Raw genomic sequence first — 16,375 nt, 5'->3', positions numbered from 1 at the left:
AGCGCCCCTCAGGCACGCGCAGCGGGCCACCGAAGCAGCGTCACGTCAGATCGGCAACTCGGTCGAAAACTTGATCTCTTCCATCGACAGAAGCGCGGTGACATTGAAAATCCTCACCTCGGAAATCAGCGCCTGATAGAATTCGTCATAGGCGCGGGCATTCTTTACGCGGACCTTCAGGATATAGTCGATCTCGCCCGCCAGACGGTGCGCTTCCATCACCTCTGGACGTGCCATCAACGCTTTCAGGAAACTGTCCTGCCAATCGGCATCATGTTCCGACGTGCGGATCAGAACGAAAAAACACGCCTCGAATCCAAGGCTGTCGGCATCCATCACCATTGTGTTCTTGCCGATCACACCAGCTTCGCGCATCTTGCGAATCCGGTTCCAGACCGGGGTCTTGGACGACCCGACTTTCTTGGCGATCACGTCCAGTGACTGACCCGCGTCGCCTTGCAGCTCGCGCAGAATTTTCCGGTCAATCTCGTCCAGCCGAACAGACATTTCGTTTTCTTCCTTCTTTTGGTCCATACGTTCTGCGACATCGCCAAACCGAAACAAAGTTCCTTATCTGCCGCCGCATATCGCCCATTGATGGGAAAATGTCCTATATAGGGCGGGAACGCAATAAGAAAGGATCGGCCATGCCCCGCCCCTTCACACCCAAAGTGGTAACCGCAAACGACCTTGTTGAAGGTGATGTGATTTATCTGGCCCGCAATGGCGCCTGGGTGCGCGACATGTGTATGGCATGGCTGATCGAGGACGAGGCCGAAGCCGAAACACAGCTTGCCTTGGCAAACACGCAGCCGGAAATCGCTGTTGGCCCCTATCTGGCCGACGCGAAAGCAGGTCCAAACGGCCCCGAACCAACCCATTTCCGAGAAGCATTCCGTGCCAAAGGCCCGTCGAACCGCTTCCATGGCAAACAATCCGCCACGGCTTCGCAGGAGGCTTTCGCTCATGTATGACTACAACAATTTCGACGAAGGCTTTGTGCGCAACCGCGTCAGCCAGTTCCGCGCCCAGGTGGCACGCCGCATTTCCGGCGCACTGACCGAGGATGAGTTCAAACCCCTGCGCCTGATGAACGGCGTCTATCTGCAATTGCATGCCTATATGCTGCGGGTGGCGATCCCCTATGGCTCGCTCAATCCCAACCAGATGCGCCAACTTGCGATGATTTCCGAGCGTTGGGACAAAGGTTACGGCCATTGGACCACCCGCCAGAACATCCAGTATAACTGGCCCCGTCTGGCGGACATTCCAGATATGTTGGATGCCTTGGCGGATGTGGGGATGCATGCCATCCAAACCTCGGGCAACACGATCCGCAACGTGACGGCCGACCACTTCGCTGGCGCCGCCGCAGACGAGGTCGAAGACCCCCGCCCCACCGCCGAACTGTTGCGCCAGTGGTCCACCGATCACCCGGAATTCCAGTTCCTGCCGCGCAAATTCAAGCTCGCCGTGACCGGATCCAAAGCGGATCGCGCCGTCACCAAGGCCCATGACATTGGCATCCGTATCGTCCAGAACGACGCGGGCGAGGTCGGCTATCAGATCATCGTGGGTGGCGGCCTTGGTCGTACCCCGGTCGTCGGTCAGGTTCTGAAAGACTTCCTGCCCCGCGCCGACCTGCTGCCTTATGTCGAGGCGATTGTCAGCGTCTACAACACGTTGGGCCGTCGCGATAACAAGTATAAGGCGCGGATCAAGATCACCACGATGGAGAACGGGATCGACAAGATCAGCGAATTGGTCGAAGCACGCTTTGCCCAGCTTCGTCCGCTGTTCTCGGGCGTCGATCAGGCGCATTTCGCCGACATCGCTGCCAACTTCCGGGCACCCGAATTCAAGACCGCAGCGCTGGACGGCTATCACGCCGCCCGCGATGCCGACCCCGTGTTCCGGTCGTGGAGCGACACCAATGTCGATGACCACCGCGCGGAAGGGTACGGCATCGTTACCATTTCGATGAAAGCCCATGGCGCAACACCCGGCGATGCAAGCGCCGACCAGATGCGCGTGATCGCCGATCTGGCCGAGCAATACGGCCATGGCGACATCCGCATCAGCCACGAACAGAACGTGATCCTGCCGCATGTGCACCGCGCCGACCTGCCCGCGATCTACGCGGCCCTGCGCGATCACGGCATGGCAACAGCGAATGCGGGTCTGATCTCGGACATCATCGCCTGCCCCGGCATGGATTACTGCGCGCTGGCCACCGCCCGTTCGATCCCCGTCGCGCAAGAGATCGCCGAACGGTTCGACGCGTTGAAGATCGAACACGACGTGGGTCATCTGCAAATCAAGATCTCGGGCTGCATCAACGCCTGCGGCCACCACCATCTGGGCCATATCGGCATCCTCGGCTTGGATCGCGCTGGCGTCGAGAATTATCAGATCACACTTGGTGGTGACGCTGGACCTGACACGGCAATCGGCAAACGGGCAGGCCCCGGCTTTGCCTACGACCAGATCGTGCCTGCTGTGGAGCGTGTGGTTCTGGCCTATCTGGACCTGCGCGAGGATGAGAGCGAAACCTTCATCGACGCCTTCCGTCGGCTGGGGGAAGCCCCCTTCAAAGCCGCCCTTTATCCCGAGGAGGCCAAGACCAATGCCGCTTGAAGCCCCCCTTGCCGCCCCCGCTGAACGGGTCGAGACGTTGAATGCGCGCTACAAGCACCATTCTGCCACGTCTGTGATCGAACGTGCCCTGACCGACAGCACCATCGGCGCTCTGGCCATGGTTTCCAGCTTCGGCGCAGAAAGCGTCGTTTTGCTGCATATGGTGGCACATATCGACCGCTCGGTTCCCGTGATCTTTCTGGACACGCAGATGCTGTTTCAGGAGACGCTGGATTATCAGGTCGAGGTGTCAGAAAAACTGGGCCTGACCGATGTGCGCGTTATCCATCCGGACGCAAACGAGCTGTTCAAGCGCGACCCGGACAACATCCTGCATCTGGCTGACACCGATGCCTGCTGCGAGCTGCGCAAGGTCGAACCGCTGGAGACTGCCCTTCAGGGCTTTGACGGCTGGATCACAGGGCGCAAACGCTTTCAGGGCGGCAAGCGCGTCGATTTGGAATTCTTCGAGGCCGAAGAAGACCGGTTGAAGGTCAACCCGCTGGCCCATTGGGCATCTGAAGACGTGCGCGACTACATGATCAACAACCGCCTGCCGCGTCACCCGCTGGTGAACCGGGGCTTCCCCAGCATTGGTTGTGCGCCCTGCACCTCGCCGGTAAAACCCGGGGAAGACCCTCGCGCCGGACGCTGGAGAGGGGCGGAAAAAACGGAATGTGGCATCCATTTCGTGGATGGCAAAATGGTAAGAGTAGGAGCAAGCGCATGACTGTGATCGTAACCGACGCGGGCTTTGCCCATGACGATTGGGAAAACGGCTTTGCCACAACCGACGAGCGCGCCGCCAATGACACGCGCGGGCTGCATCTGTCATCCGACACCGACCCCGCCGCGCTGGCGCATCTGATGGTTGGCGTCGACATGATCCGCATCGACTTTCCGTCATTCGCGGATGGGCGTGGTTTCACGCTGGGACGCCAGTTGCGCCTGCTGGGATATACAGGCCGGTTGCGCGCCCATGGGCATGTGATCTCGGACCAATATGCCATGGCACGGCGATCGGGCTTTGACGAGGTCGAGATCACCGAAAACCTGTCCTTGCGCCAGCCCGAGGCCGATTGGTTGTCGCGCGCGGATTGGCAAGCCTATGACTATAGGTCGCGGCTGACTGGCTAGACCCTTTCCCTGAACCTCCCTATATACGCTGACAGAAAAGGACGGGGCCGCGTGCCCCGTTGATGCACATGAATGAAGTGACGCCCGTTATGGATGCTGAAACCAAAGTGAAACCCGTGCCCACCCTGCCGGATGCGCAAACTGTGACCGAGGTCGAGCATTACACTGACCGCCTGTTCCGGTTCCGCTGCACGCGGCCGCAAACCCTGCGCTTTCGGTCGGGCGAGTTCGTGATGATCGGGCTGATGGGCGACCCGGACCCCAAAACAGGCAAGCAGAAACCGCTTCTGCGCGCCTATTCGATCGCCAGCCCGTCTTGGGATGAAGAGCTGGAGTTTTATTCAATCAAGGTGCCGGACGGCCCGCTGACCTCGAAATTGCAGCACATCAAGGCGGGCGATCAGATCATCCTGCGCCCGAAACCTGTTGGCACCTTGGTGCATGACGCGCTGATCCCCGGCAAGCGCATCTGGTTCTTTGCCACCGGCACCGGCTTTGCGCCCTTCGCGTCCCTGCTGCGCGAGCCGCAGACCTATGAAGACTATGACGAGATCATCATCACCCATACATGCCGCGAAGTGGGTGAACTGACCTATGGCGCGAACCTGATCGAGGCGTTGAAGGACGACGAGCTTCTAAACGAGGTGATCGGCGAAGGCTTCTGGAAGAAGATCAAATACTACCCGACCACCACCCGTGAAGAGAGCCCGAAAATGGGCCGCATCACCGACCTGATCCGCTCGGGCGAGCTGTTTGCGGATCTGGGTGTTGAACCGCTTTGCCCCGAAAACGACCGCGCCATGATCTGCGGCAACCTGCCGTTCAATCTGGAGCTCAAGGAACTGCTGGAAGAGGCGGGCCTTGAGGAAGGGGCGAACTCGCAACCCAAGCAATACGTGGTTGAAAAGGCGTTTCTGGACTGATCATCGCCCCCCGCGCCTCGAACCGACGGATGATAAAAAAACGCCGCGCAGAATTCTGCGCGGCGTTTCTCTGTTCTAAAACCGGGGCTTACATGCCCAGCGCACTTTTGACCTGATTGATCGCAGCTTCCAGAAGGGCCGGATTGCTTGCGGCGGCTTCAACAGCGGCTTTCAAACCGGCCTTCTCAGCCTCGCCCAGCGACGAGTTATCAATCATCTCGTTCACCTTCGCGGCATCAAAACCCTGTTGGGTCAGAGCCTCAGGCGTGGCGTCCGCCGATGTCTCTGCCGTAGCCTCTGCAGCACCTTCGGCGGCGGCATCGGTGCCAGCTTCAGGTGTCGCAGTTTCCGCGGCGTCGCTGGCGGCTCCGGTGACGGAGTCGATCGCACCTTCAACGGCATCGGTGACGGCTTCGCCAGCCTCGTTCAGCGTGTCGCCAACCGCGTCGGCCGCACCCTGCACGGCGTCACCAGCGGCATCAGCTGAATCCTGAACAGCCTGGCCTGCAGCATCAGCGGCGGTGGCGGCTTCTTCGGCGGCCTGTTCGGCAGCTTCCTTGGCGGCTGCTTCAGCGGCTGCAGCTTCTTCGGCGGCAGCATCCGCGGCCGCTTTGGCTTCTGCTTCGGCTTTTGCAGCGGCCTCAGCTGCTGCTTGCTCGGCAGCTTCTGCTTGTGCGGCGGCTTCTGCTGCAGCCTCTTCAGCAATCATCTTGGCCTGGTTGTTGTTGTACCAGATATAGCCGCCCACGGCGGCAACGATCACAATTCCAGCGGCGATAACGGTGTTTTTCATGTCGACATCCTCAACTTGTCTATACATGCGCCGCACAGACCTGCACGGCATCCAAGAGGGATGTGAGGGCTAAGCCGATCAAGCGCAAGGGGAGTTTCATCCAATGCGCGTCAAAACGCCAATCCAGCGGAAATATCGTAAGATATCAGCCAAAAAACGTGGGACGCGTTGACTTTTGACGTCAAATCAACAGTCACCGGAAACAATCTTTCGCAAAACGTTTTATCGGGTTGAAACACACCTGCATGGGCCTTAACTTCCGCATCCGAAGAATATTGAAACGTCAGAAGGAATGGCACAATAGCCCGCAGACCTCACAACGCGCCGCCCACGCGCGACACCGGCCCCCGCGTAAACGAGCGCATCAAGGCCCCCGAAATTCGACTGATTGGCGCCGATGGCGAAAACGTAGGTGTTGTCACGCCTGCGCAAGCTATGCTGATGGCCGAAGATGCCGGGCTTGATCTGGTGGAAATTTCGCCCAACGCATCGCCGCCCGTCTGTAAGATTATGGATTTCGGCAAGTTCAAATATGAACAGCAGAAGCGGGAAAGCGAAGCCCGCAAGAAGCAGAAAACCATCGAGGTGAAAGAGGTCAAGTTCCGCCCCAACACCGACACGCATGACTATAACGTGAAGATGCGGAACGTGTTCAAGTTTCTGGAAAACGGCGACAAGGTTAAAGTGACACTGCGGTTCCGGGGGCGCGAGATGGCGCACCAGAATCTTGGTCGCGAACTTCTTGAGCGGGTCGCAGAAGACACCAAGGATGTCGGCAAGGTTGAAAACATGCCGAAGATGGAAGGCCGTCAAATGGTTATGATGATTGGCCCGCTATCCAAATAACGGATCAAACAACCAGACCGACACCGAAAAACGCCTCGCAACAGCGAGGCGTTTTGCATTTCAGACCGGCGATCAAGTGTCGGTCCAATCACCGACGGGCGACGATATAACGCCGCAACTCCTTAGCCGGAAAATTCCCGCTTTCAACAATCTTGAAGCCGTGACTGCTCAGGGTCGCCTCAAGCTCCTCGATACTCATCACAGCGACATAGGGCGCTTTGCCGATCAACTGCATCAGCGGCAGCGCCAGACGCATGACATAGTAGATCCACGCCCCCCCGCGCGATGGTTTGCAGAAGGTTTTCGAAATGAACACCCCACCCGGCGCCAGAAGATCATGCACACGCCCCAAGGCGCCGGGCAGATCTTCCACCAGATGCAACACGTTGTGGGCAAGGATGGCGTCAAAAGGGCCGCTCACCCCCTGCAGCTGAGCATCTGCCACCCGAAAATCCACATTCGTGACCCCTTGCGCATCGGCCTTGGCCTTGCCGATCCGGATCATCTCGGGCGAGACATCGGTGATCGTGATGTGCCCCACGGCAGGCGCCAGCTCCAAGGCGGTCGTGCCTGTGCCTGCCCCGATCTCAAGCACCTTGTCTTGAGGGCCCAGATAAGACCGCGTCCGCTCAAGTGTGAATTGGTAACCCTCGGGATCCTTTATCTTGGATGTGGCGTATTTGTCAGCGATCCGGTCCCAGAATTTCGCGGCTTGAATCATGAGATATCTCCTTTGGCGCATATCTATCCATGCGTAACAGCAAGGGGAATTGCCAAAATATGCTTTACGTCTATACATAAATGCATGAATTGGGATGCAATCTCGTTTGACTGGAACCAGGTCCGGGCGTTCATGGCCACGGCGGACGAAGGATCATTGTCAGCCGCTGCCCGGGTGTTGGGTCACACTCAGCCCACCATCGGACGACAAGTCGCGGGGTTGGAGGAAACGCTGGGCATCGCTCTGTTCGAGCGCATCGGGCGCGGATTGGTGCTGACACCTTCAGGGCGCGCGGTTCTGGAACATGTGCACGCGATGGCCGAGGCGGCGGTAAAGATTTCACTGGTCGCGGCGGGGCAAACGCAAGCAATCGAAGGCACGGTGCGTATCACAGCCTCGGACGTGTTCGCCGCGTATATCCTGCCGCCAATGCTGCAACATCTTCGCGACATCGCGCCGCTGCTTGAGGTCGACATTGTCGCCGCAAATGACATTCGGGACATCCAGCGGCGCGAAGCAGATATTGCGATCCGCCATGTTCGCCCGTCCCAACCCGAGCTTTATGCTCGTCTGGTCGACGAGGCCGAGGCGCATCTCTACGCCTCTACCTCTTATCTGAAACGGCGCGGGCGTCCCAAATCCAAAACCGATCTTGCGCAGCATGATTTCGTAAATTTCGGATCAACGGACGAGATGATCAGTTATCTGAGCCCGCTGGGCATCCCCGTCACGGACCAGAACTTTCACATCGGCTCCAACAGCGGCGTCGTTGCATGGGAATATGTACAAAACGGACTGGGCATCGCCTTCATGTCCTCCGACATCGGCGACACCACACCCGGGGTCGAACGGGTATTGCCCCACATGGATCCCGTTGTTTTTCCCGTCTGGCTGATCACCCATCGCGACCTGCACACCAGCCCGCGGATTCGATTGATTTTTGACACGCTGGCGACGTTTTTGTCCCGCCCACCCGACAAGTGATCGTTTTGTTCCGCCGACACATCGCGTAAGTACCCTAACACCGCCGCTGATAGCCCTAATTTCCTGTCGATCTTACCGAACCAGAGTGGTGCCCCCATGGAAACATTGTCTTTTCTGTTCGTCCCCCTGTCGCTTCTGGCGACCGCTGTCATGGCGGCGTCGGCTGCGATACAGGCGCACCGGGTTCACATGGACCTTTTCGGTGCAACCGTTCTGGCAATCGCCACGTCTATGGGAGGCGGCACGTTACGCGATCTGTTTCTGGGGCTAACGCCGGTGTTCTGGATCAACGATGCCCGCTATCTTGCCGTTGCAGTGCCGGTGGCGCTGATCAGTTTCGCCCTTGCGACGCGTATGTCTTCGGGCAACGGACGCAGGCTAAAGGTGCTTATGCAGCTGGATGCGATTGGGTTGGCACTGTTCACCCTGACCGGCGTTCAGGTGGCGCTGGATGCAGGGGTTTCTCCAATCCTTGCGATCGTGATTGGCTGCGTGACCGGAACGGCAGGCGGCATGATCCGTGATCTTCTGTGCAACATGACCCCCAGCCTTTTGAAAGAGGATCTTTATGCCACGCTATCCCTTGTGGGCGGCGCGGTTTATCTGGCGATGCTGACCTATCTGGGCGAGACTTTGGCAGCCGGCCTTGGCTTTGCGACGATCCTGATCGCACGCCTTTTGGTCCTGCGCATCAAACCACCGCGCGACAGCGTGTAGCCCAGCGCGGCTAAAGCCTGCCCCGACGTGCGGCAACCAATTGCGACAGAATCGACACCGCGATTTCGGCCGGACCTTTGGCCCCGATGTCCAACCCGACGGGGCCATGCAGACGCGCCAATGCCTCTTGGGGCAAGCCCATGGCGTGCAGCCGATCCAGCCGCGCGGCATGGGTGCGGCGCGATCCAAGGCAGCCGATATAGAACGCCCCCTTCGCCAGCCCTTCCAGGATTGCAGGGTCGTCGATCTTGGGATCGTGGCCCAATGTTATGATCGCTGTTTGGGCATCCACCCCAATCTGTGCAAGGGCTTCGTCCGTATCCTCGCAAACCACGCGCAGACCGGGAAACCGCGCGGGCGTTGCAAAGCTGCTGCGCGGATCGGTGACAACAGGCTCAAACCCGGTTGCAGTGGCCATTGGGGCCAACACCTGCGCGATATGCACCGCGCCGACGATGATCACCCGGGGCGGCGGGATGAACTGAAGCGTGAACAGATCGCCATCGACATCGGTCCTCGGCGCGTTCACCGGCTTTGGGTTTTCGTCTGGCGCCAAAATGTGTCGCGCCCACGTGTTCAGGTCCACCTGATAGGCAATCGGTACACGCGCGGCCTGCTTTCGAATGATCTGTTCCAACATCGTGACGGGCATGGCCGCTTCTTCATGTGCCCCGACCGCAACCGGTTCGACCAGAATGCGGATCGTGCCACCGCAGGCCAACCCGGCATTGAACGCATCCACATCCGCCACACCATAGGTCAATAGGCGCGGCACGCGGGTGCTGATCACCTCAAGCGCCTCGGCCACGACCGCGCCTTCGACGCAACCGCCCGAGACCGATCCCTCGATCGCCCCACACTCTGCGACGACCATCTGGCTGCCCGCCGGGCTTGGGGCGCTGCCCCATGTCTCGACAACCGTCGCGATTGCCACGCGCTTGCCGTCGCGCAGCCAGTGCAGTGCGGTCATCGGGATTGTTCTGAACCCTGTCACTGCGGCCGATCCATTCCTTGTATCCGAATGTGGACTGTCACCGGCTTGTCACAGGGTTTCAACCGCAAAACGTAAACGGGCCGCCCGACAGATCAGGCGGCCCATTATGGAGTATACCATTTACTTCACAATTTTGGTTTGCATCCGTAGCGCAAGCAGCCACATCGCTTCCCGATCCCAACTTGGGTCCATCACCATTCGTCGTTTGAAAAACGGCGAATCTGGATGATCCACGAAACGGAATCGACGTTTAATGACACCCGCATCTTGATGGAGGCAAGAAAATAAGGCTTGTCGTAACGTAAACTCTATCATCGCGATAGCGTGTCACCGGCGGCAACGTGCGCGCCGTTGACGGGTTTTGCCGCGTCTGCCAAAGTCGGCCACAGACCGGCATGGCACAAAATGTGAGCAGCTAAGCATATGTTACCGAACAATAACCCATGCCAGTTTTGCACCCAGACACACCCGGATGTGACGCCGTAATGCGTATCACGGCCGTCACATGTGTGAAAAATGAAGCCGCCTTTCTGCTGGAATGGCTCGCGCATCACAAGGCGATTGGCTTCACCGATTTTCTGGTCCTGTCAAACGGGTGCGAGGATGGGACGGATGTGATGCTCGACCGTTTGCAAGATCTGGGCCATCTGACTCATCTGCGCAACGACGGTCCTTATGATCAGGGCGGCATCCAATGGACCGGGTTCAAGATCGCCGACAAACACCCGCTTGTGCGCAAGGCGGATTGGTTGATGACGCTGGATGTGGACGAGTTCGTAAACATCCACACCGGGGACAATACGCTGCCGGCCCTTTTCACCGCCCTGCCTGATGCCGACGCGATCACCATGACCTGGCGCCTGTTCGGCAACGACGGAGTGACCGATTATCTCGATCAACCCATTACCCGGCAGTTCACCCGTGCTGCGCCCGAGGTGATGACCTGGCCGTGGCGGGCGTTCCTGTTCAAAACGCTCTATCGCAATCGCGGGGCGTATCGAAAACTCGGGGTTCACCGTCCCCGGTCTCCGGTCGACGGGGTCGCCGAGACCACGCGATGGTACGACGGAAGCGGCCGCGAACTGGATGACAAATTTCAACGCAGCCGGATCTTCTCGGCCTTCAATCAGCCAAATTATGGATTGGTCCAACTGAACCATTATCCACTGGGCGCGATGGAGAGCTTCATTCTGAAATCTGATCGGGGACGCGTGAACCGGTCAGACAGCCCCATCGGAATGGATTACTGGTGCGAGCGAAACTGGTGCGAGGTCGAAGATTCTTCGATCCGGCAGACGGAAGCCCCGCGCCAAGCCCTGATTGCGGAATTCATGTCGGACCCGAAAGTGGCAGACCTTCATTACGCGGCGGTCAAGTGGCGCAAACAGCGCTTTCGTGACCTCATGCAGGACGAACCAAACCGCGCCCTTTTCGGGCGGCTTTTGATGACCCCACCTGCCCGTCCGATCCCCTTGGATGATGCGCAAAGAATATACAATTTCGCGCAAATCTCACGTGTTGCGGACGATTAAAATCCACCCGGAAACAATAGACTGATCTCTTTACCACTCTCCCCTTTATTGCCGCATTCCGCGCCAAAATCCGCCCGCTTTCGCACTGAAAGACAACAGTGGATGGAGCAATGAGTACCGAGGTGTGTGTGATGCAGGATGACCTGTCAGCGGGTAATTCAAAAGCCGATCGTGTCGGCATGCCTGATGACGCATGGCTTTCACAGCTTGAAGAGATTGGGGACGAACGGGGATATTTCGAACCGCTCGGGGCGGAACACTCGGCAATCCTGACAGACGAGGGGCGGACGCTTCTGGTCACGTTTGAAACGGTCCGCGATGTCCGCGACACCTCGCCCCTGCAGGAACCGCTGGGCTGGTCGCTCGTGCGGCAAAACGGCTGGTCCAACCTGTGTATTCTGGCGCATACGGACAGCTGGTTCCGTGACCGCGCCGTTTACGGATATTTCGACCGCCTGATCGAAGATGGATTCTTTGAAGAGTTCGACAAGGTGATCTTTTACGGTGCGGGCATGTGCGGCTATGCGGCGGCCGCGTTTTCTGTTGTGGCACCCGAGGTTATGGTGATCGCGGTCCAACCGCAGGCCACCCTTGACCCGAGCCGCGCCGAGTTTGACCGCCGTTTCCCCAAAGCGCGACGGCGCGACTTCACAAACCGCTATCACTACGCCCCCGAGATGGTCGAAATGGCACGCGGTGTATTCCTGTTTTTCGACCCAGCAATCACCGAGGACACCGTCCACGCGGCGATGTTCACCGGCGCACATATTCACCCCATCCACTGTCGTCATTTTGGCAGCACACTGCCGCAAGCGTTGTTTGACATGGGTGTCCTGCAGGACCTGATCGAGCACGCCGCGCAGGATACGATTACGTCGGTGGGCTGTTATCACGCATTGCGGGTCCGACGGCTGTACCGCCCCTACCTGCGCAGATTGCTGGCATCGGTCGAGGCACGGGGCAAGCCGCTGTTGGTCAAATGGTTGGCGGCGTTCGTGTCCTCGGGCCAACACGCCCCAAGGTTTCAACAAGCGCTGGAGCGTGCCGAGCAAGCATTGGCTGAGGGTTCGTTAACAAGCTAGACACGGCGCAGCGATCCGCGTGCAGCCGTTCTCGCGCAGCTTTGCGCGTCGCGTCGTCGATTAGCGAACAGGTTTCATCCGAATCATCTGGCACCATGTCCGATGCTGCGTTATGCCCTGTGCCGATGACCCAGACACTTACGATCCGCCGCCCCGACGACTGGCACCTTCATCTGCGCGACGGCGAGATGTTGAAAACCGTCCTGCCCGAAACCGCGCGCCATTTTGCCCGTGCCATTATCATGCCCAACCTTGTGCCCCCGGTTGTGACCAGTGCCGACGCGAAGGCGTATCGTGAGCGTATCATGGCAGCCCTGCCCGATGGCATGTCGTTCCAACCCCTGATGACGCTCTATCTGACCGAGGACACGGACCCCGAAGATCTGGCCGCCGCCCACGCATCGGGCCTGATCACTTCGGTGAAACTGTATCCGGCGGGGGCCACGACGAACTCTTCCAGCGGCGTGCAGGATTTCGACAAGGTGCGCCCTGTGCTGGAAAAGATGGCCGAGATCGGCTGCCCCCTCTGTGTCCACGGCGAAGTCACCGACCGTGACATCGACATTTTCGACCGCGAGGCTGTGTTCATCGACCGCGTGCTGGACCCGATCCGCCGCGCCACGCCCGAGCTGCGTGTGGTGATGGAGCACATCACCACCAAGGACGGCGCCGATTACGTCAAAGCGAACGAGACTAAATTGGGCGCGACCATCACCGTCCAGCACCTGATCCTTGACCGCAATGACATGCTGGTCGGCGGGATGCGCCCGCATTATTATTGCCTGCCGATCCTGAAGCGCGGCGAACACCGCGAGGCGCTGATGGCGGCAGCCACATCGGGCGATCCGCGCTATTTCCTTGGGACGGACAGTGCACCACACCCCACCCACGCCAAGGAAAGCGAATGCTGCTCGGCGGGCTGCTTCACCGCGCCGAACGCCCTGTCGATCCTTGCCGAAACATTCGAGGCCGACGGCGCGCTGGACAAGCTGGAAGGCTTCACCTCGCTGCACGGTCCCGCTTTCTATGGCCTCCCGGTGAACCAGGACACGATCACGCTCACCAAGGGCGACCCAATCACCTATCCTGCGACATTGCAGGCAGGCGAACATACTGTCACCACCTTCGACCCCGGCTTTCCGCTGCATTGGCGGGTTGACGCATAACAAGAACAAGGACGCTGCCCATGATCCCTTCGACCTTCCCCACCAAGGATGAAATTGCCCGCCTGACCGCGCGGATGCTTCTGGAAATCAAGGCTGTGAACTTCAACACGGACGAGCCGTACACGCTCGCCTCGGGCCTGCCCAGCCCATCCTATATCGACTGCCGCAAGCTGATCAGCTTCCCGCGCATCCGATCGACCCTGATGGATTTCATGGCGGTCGAAATCATGCGCGAAGCGGGTTTTGAGGCGTTTGACAACATCGCGGGCGGCGAAACGGCCGGCATCCCCTTTGCCGCCATGGTCGCCGAGCGTCTGGCCCTGCCCATGACCTATGTCCGCAAGAAGCCGAAGGGGTATGGCCGCAATGCCCGCATCGAAGGCGCGATGAGCGAAGGCCAGCGGGTGCTGCTGGTCGAAGACCTGACCACCGATGGCGGATCCAAGCTCAGCTTCGTCGACGCGATTCGTGACACCGGCGCGACCTGTGGGGCAACCGCCGTGATCTTTTATTACGACATCTTCCCCGAGACCGAAAAAACCCTGTCCGATCATGGCGTTCAACTGATCCACCTGTGCACATGGTGGGATGTTCTGGCCGAAGCCAAAGCTCAGGGCGCGTTTTCGACCGAAACATTGGACGAGGTGGAACGCTTCCTGAAGGATCCCCGCGCCTGGCAAAAAGCGCGTATGCAGGGCTGACGCCCCACCATCTATAGGTACCATTTTGCGGGATACCACCAAATCTGGTAGTATCCCGTGTGGTCTTCGACTTATCCACACGATAGCCACAAAAACATACATTTTGCCTTGGCCCCGCCCAAGGCGCTAAACACTCCCCAAAAGGGGCAGGCAGTCATGAACGAGATCAGCAGTATTCCGCAGGGCGCACAATCGGACGGTGCCGAAGGTGTGCAGGACTCCCTGCCCCATCACATCGAAGCCGAACAGCAGCTTCTGGGCGCAATCCTGACGAATAATGACGTCTATGACCGGGTCGCCTCGATCATCAACGCGGGTCATTTCTATGAACCCGTGCACGCCCGTATCTGGGAAATCGCCGCCAGCCGGATTTCGAAAAACGCGCTGGCCAGCCCCGTGACGCTGAAAGCATTCATGGAAGATGACGAGGGGCTGAAAGAACTTGGCGGCCCCGCCTATTTGGCGCGTCTGGCAGGGGCAGCAATTTCCAGCTTTGCTGCGCGTGACTACGCCCAGATGATCTACGACCTCGCCATTCGGCGCGAGTTGATCCAGCTCGGTCAGGACATTTCGTCCAAGGCACAAAAGGTCGACATCTCGTCCGAGCCGAAAGAACAGATCGTCGAGGCCGAACAGGCGCTTTATAAGCTGGGCGAAGCCGGGCAGACCGACAGCGGGTTTCAGAGTTTCCTGAAAGCCGTGACCGATGCGGTGCAGGTCGCCAACGCGGCCTATCAGCGTGAAGGGGGGTTGGCGGGCGTATCCACCGGGCTCGCGGACCTCGACAACAAACTGGGGGGGCTACACCCGTCTGACTTGCTGATCCTTGCGGGGCGCCCGTCAATGGGGAAGACCTCGCTCGCCACCAACATCGCCTTCAACGTCGCCAAAGCCTATAAGAAAGGCACGCGCCCTGATGGCAGCGAAGGCGCAATCGACGGCGGAGTTGTCGGGTTCTTCTCGCTTGAGATGTCGGCAGAACAGTTGGCTGGCCGTATTCTGGCCGAAGCGTCAGAAATCTCGTCCCACAAGATCCGCCAGGGCGACATGGACGAAGGCGAGTTTCGCCGCTTTGTCGACGCCGCAAAAGATTTGGAAAGCTGCCCGCTGTTCATCGACGACACGCCTGCGCTTCCGATCAGCCAATTGGCCGCCCGCGCCCGGCGCCTGAAACGCACCCATGGGCTGGACCTTCTGATCATCGACTATCTGCAACTTTGCCGCGGCACCGCCGAAAACCGGGTGAACGAGATTGCCGAGATTTCGATGGGCATGAAAGCCATCGCCAAAGAGCTGAACATCCCCGTCATCGCCTTGTCCCAGCTCTCGCGTCAGGTGGAAAGCCGCGACGACAAACGCCCGCAGCTGTCCGACCTGCGCGAATCCGGCTCGATCGAGCAGGACGCCGACGTCGTCATGTTCGTGTTCCGGGAAGAATACTATAAAGAACGGGAAAAACCCGGTGATCACGAGCTGGACAAGATGGCCGCCTGGCAGGACGAAATGTCCAACCTGCACGGCAAGGCCGAGGTTATCATCGGCAAGCAACGTCACGGCCCGATCGGTACGGTCGAGCTGTCCTTCGAAGCCCAGTTCACCCGCTTTGGCAACCTTGTGCAGAAATGGCAACAAGGGTCAGATGGCGGGTTCTGATGGCGATCACGGGGGTGAACCACATCACCCTTGCGGTGTCTGACCTTTCGCAGTCCGTTCAATTCTATACCGACATTCTAAGGGGACGTCTGCGCGCCGATTGGTCAGGCGGGGCTTATCTGGAACTGGGTGAATTGTGGCTTTGCCTCACCCTGTCCGACGATCCGATTGCGCCACGCGAAGACTATTCCCACATCGCCCTGTCCTGCGAACCAGATCAATTTCCCGCGCTTGCCTCCCGGATCAGCGATGCAACGACCCTTTGGCAAGAAAACGCGTCCGAAGGCGCATCTATCTATTTCCTCGACCCGGACGGTCACAAAATTGAACTGCATGACGGTGATCTCGCTGCCCGCCTTGGCCACTACCGTGCCCACCCAGAAAAGGGCGTCCAAATTTACGAGTGACCCCGGCTTCTTCTGGCCAAAAATATCCTGGGGTGAATGCGCGCATGCGCAGAGGGGCAACGCCCCTGCCCCTTTCTCTTGT

Annotated in this window: 18 protein-coding genes; 14 read left to right on the top strand and 4 right to left on the bottom strand. The window is 59.1% G+C overall.

Annotation, left to right across the window (positions count from 1 at the left end):
* Positions 1-45 precede the first annotated feature (45 nt).
* Positions 46-507 carry an Lrp/AsnC family transcriptional regulator gene (locus J3R80_RS14970; protein WP_275394711.1) on the bottom strand — a complete coding sequence of 154 codons (462 nt, stop codon included), beginning with the start codon at positions 505-507 and terminating at the stop codon, positions 46-48.
* A gap of 140 nt (positions 508-647) precedes the next feature.
* Between J3R80_RS14970 and J3R80_RS14965 the strand changes: the two genes are divergently transcribed.
* The 5 genes from J3R80_RS14965 to J3R80_RS14945 all read left to right on the top strand — a co-directional run bounded on the left by J3R80_RS14965 (position 648) and on the right by J3R80_RS14945 (position 4,697).
* On the top strand, positions 648-974 hold the full coding sequence (locus tag J3R80_RS14965) for a DUF2849 domain-containing protein (RefSeq protein ID WP_275394599.1): 327 nt from the start codon (positions 648-650) through the stop codon (positions 972-974).
* Positions 967-2,637, top strand: a complete 1,671-nt coding sequence (locus J3R80_RS14960; protein WP_275394598.1) for a nitrite/sulfite reductase — start codon at positions 967-969, stop codon at positions 2,635-2,637. The genes J3R80_RS14965 and J3R80_RS14960 overlap by 8 nt, the downstream gene beginning before the upstream one ends.
* On the top strand, positions 2,627-3,367 hold the full coding sequence (locus J3R80_RS14955) for a phosphoadenylyl-sulfate reductase (protein ID WP_275394597.1): 741 nt from the start codon (positions 2,627-2,629) through the stop codon (positions 3,365-3,367). Before J3R80_RS14960 ends, J3R80_RS14955 begins: the two co-directional genes overlap by 11 nt.
* Positions 3,364-3,774: a DUF934 domain-containing protein gene (locus J3R80_RS14950; protein ID WP_275394596.1), complete on the top strand. Its 411-nt coding sequence runs from the start codon at positions 3,364-3,366 to the stop codon at positions 3,772-3,774. The genes J3R80_RS14955 and J3R80_RS14950 overlap by 4 nt, the downstream gene beginning before the upstream one ends.
* A gap of 68 nt (positions 3,775-3,842) precedes the next feature.
* Positions 3,843-4,697: a ferredoxin--NADP reductase gene (locus J3R80_RS14945; RefSeq protein ID WP_275394710.1), complete on the top strand. Its 855-nt coding sequence runs from the start codon at positions 3,843-3,845 to the stop codon at positions 4,695-4,697.
* 88 nt (positions 4,698-4,785) lie between these two features.
* On the opposite strand, the gene J3R80_RS14940 is transcribed toward J3R80_RS14945, so the two are convergent.
* Positions 4,786-5,490, bottom strand: a complete 705-nt coding sequence (locus tag J3R80_RS14940) for a translation initiation factor 3 (RefSeq protein ID WP_275394595.1) — start codon at positions 5,488-5,490, stop codon at positions 4,786-4,788.
* A gap of 300 nt (positions 5,491-5,790) precedes the next feature.
* On the opposite strand from J3R80_RS14940, the gene infC reads away from it, so the two are divergent.
* The gene (infC, locus tag J3R80_RS14935) at positions 5,791-6,336 is read left to right on the top strand and encodes a translation initiation factor IF-3 (protein WP_275394709.1); all 546 of its coding nucleotides are present in this window, start codon (positions 5,791-5,793) and stop codon (positions 6,334-6,336) included.
* Between the two features lie 88 nt (positions 6,337-6,424).
* Here infC and J3R80_RS14930 read toward each other — a convergent pair whose 3' ends face one another.
* Positions 6,425-7,057 (bottom strand): class I SAM-dependent methyltransferase, encoded by a 633-nt coding sequence (locus J3R80_RS14930; RefSeq protein WP_275394594.1) that lies wholly within the window; start codon positions 7,055-7,057, stop codon positions 6,425-6,427.
* Positions 7,058-7,141: 84 nt separating this feature from the next.
* Here J3R80_RS14930 and J3R80_RS14925 point away from each other — a divergent pair, with 84 nt between their 5' ends.
* Both J3R80_RS14925 and J3R80_RS14920 read left to right on the top strand, forming a co-directional pair.
* Entirely contained in the window at positions 7,142-8,041 is a 900-nt protein-coding gene (locus J3R80_RS14925) for a LysR family transcriptional regulator (RefSeq protein ID WP_275394593.1), read from the top strand.
* 96 nt (positions 8,042-8,137) lie between these two features.
* Complete coding sequence (locus J3R80_RS14920) at positions 8,138-8,758, top strand: TRIC cation channel family protein (RefSeq protein WP_275394592.1); 621 nt, start codon at positions 8,138-8,140, stop codon at positions 8,756-8,758.
* 10 nt (positions 8,759-8,768) lie between these two features.
* Here the strand turns inward: J3R80_RS14920 and J3R80_RS14915 are convergent, their stop codons facing one another.
* Positions 8,769-9,728, bottom strand: coding sequence for an XdhC family protein (locus J3R80_RS14915; protein ID WP_275394591.1), 960 nt, complete (start codon positions 9,726-9,728; stop codon positions 8,769-8,771).
* A gap of 509 nt (positions 9,729-10,237) precedes the next feature.
* On the opposite strand from J3R80_RS14915, the gene J3R80_RS14910 reads away from it, so the two are divergent.
* From J3R80_RS14910 to J3R80_RS14885, 6 genes are all read left to right on the top strand, one after another.
* Positions 10,238-11,284: a glycosyltransferase family 2 protein gene (locus tag J3R80_RS14910; protein ID WP_275394590.1), complete on the top strand. Its 1,047-nt coding sequence runs from the start codon at positions 10,238-10,240 to the stop codon at positions 11,282-11,284.
* A gap of 110 nt (positions 11,285-11,394) precedes the next feature.
* Positions 11,395-12,366: a phosphoadenosine phosphosulfate reductase gene (locus J3R80_RS14905; protein ID WP_275394589.1), complete on the top strand. Its 972-nt coding sequence runs from the start codon at positions 11,395-11,397 to the stop codon at positions 12,364-12,366.
* 125 nt (positions 12,367-12,491) lie between these two features.
* Positions 12,492-13,532: a dihydroorotase gene (pyrC, locus tag J3R80_RS14900; RefSeq protein ID WP_275394588.1), complete on the top strand. Its 1,041-nt coding sequence runs from the start codon at positions 12,492-12,494 to the stop codon at positions 13,530-13,532.
* Positions 13,533-13,552: 20 nt separating this feature from the next.
* Complete coding sequence (locus tag J3R80_RS14895) at positions 13,553-14,233, top strand: orotate phosphoribosyltransferase (protein WP_275394587.1); 681 nt, start codon at positions 13,553-13,555, stop codon at positions 14,231-14,233.
* A 156-nt stretch (positions 14,234-14,389) separates the two neighbouring features.
* Positions 14,390-15,886 (top strand): replicative DNA helicase, encoded by a 1,497-nt coding sequence (locus J3R80_RS14890; protein WP_275394586.1) that lies wholly within the window; start codon positions 14,390-14,392, stop codon positions 15,884-15,886.
* Positions 15,886-16,293, top strand: a complete 408-nt coding sequence (locus J3R80_RS14885; protein ID WP_275394585.1) for a VOC family protein — start codon at positions 15,886-15,888, stop codon at positions 16,291-16,293. Before J3R80_RS14890 ends, J3R80_RS14885 begins: the two co-directional genes overlap by 1 nt.
* Positions 16,294-16,375: the final 82 nt, after the last annotated feature.

The sequence above is a fragment of the Aliiroseovarius sp. Z3 genome, from assembly GCF_029105185.1.
In the GTDB taxonomy this organism is placed as follows: domain Bacteria; phylum Pseudomonadota; class Alphaproteobacteria; order Rhodobacterales; family Rhodobacteraceae; genus Aliiroseovarius.
This window is presented reverse-complemented; position numbering and strand designations above follow the sequence as displayed.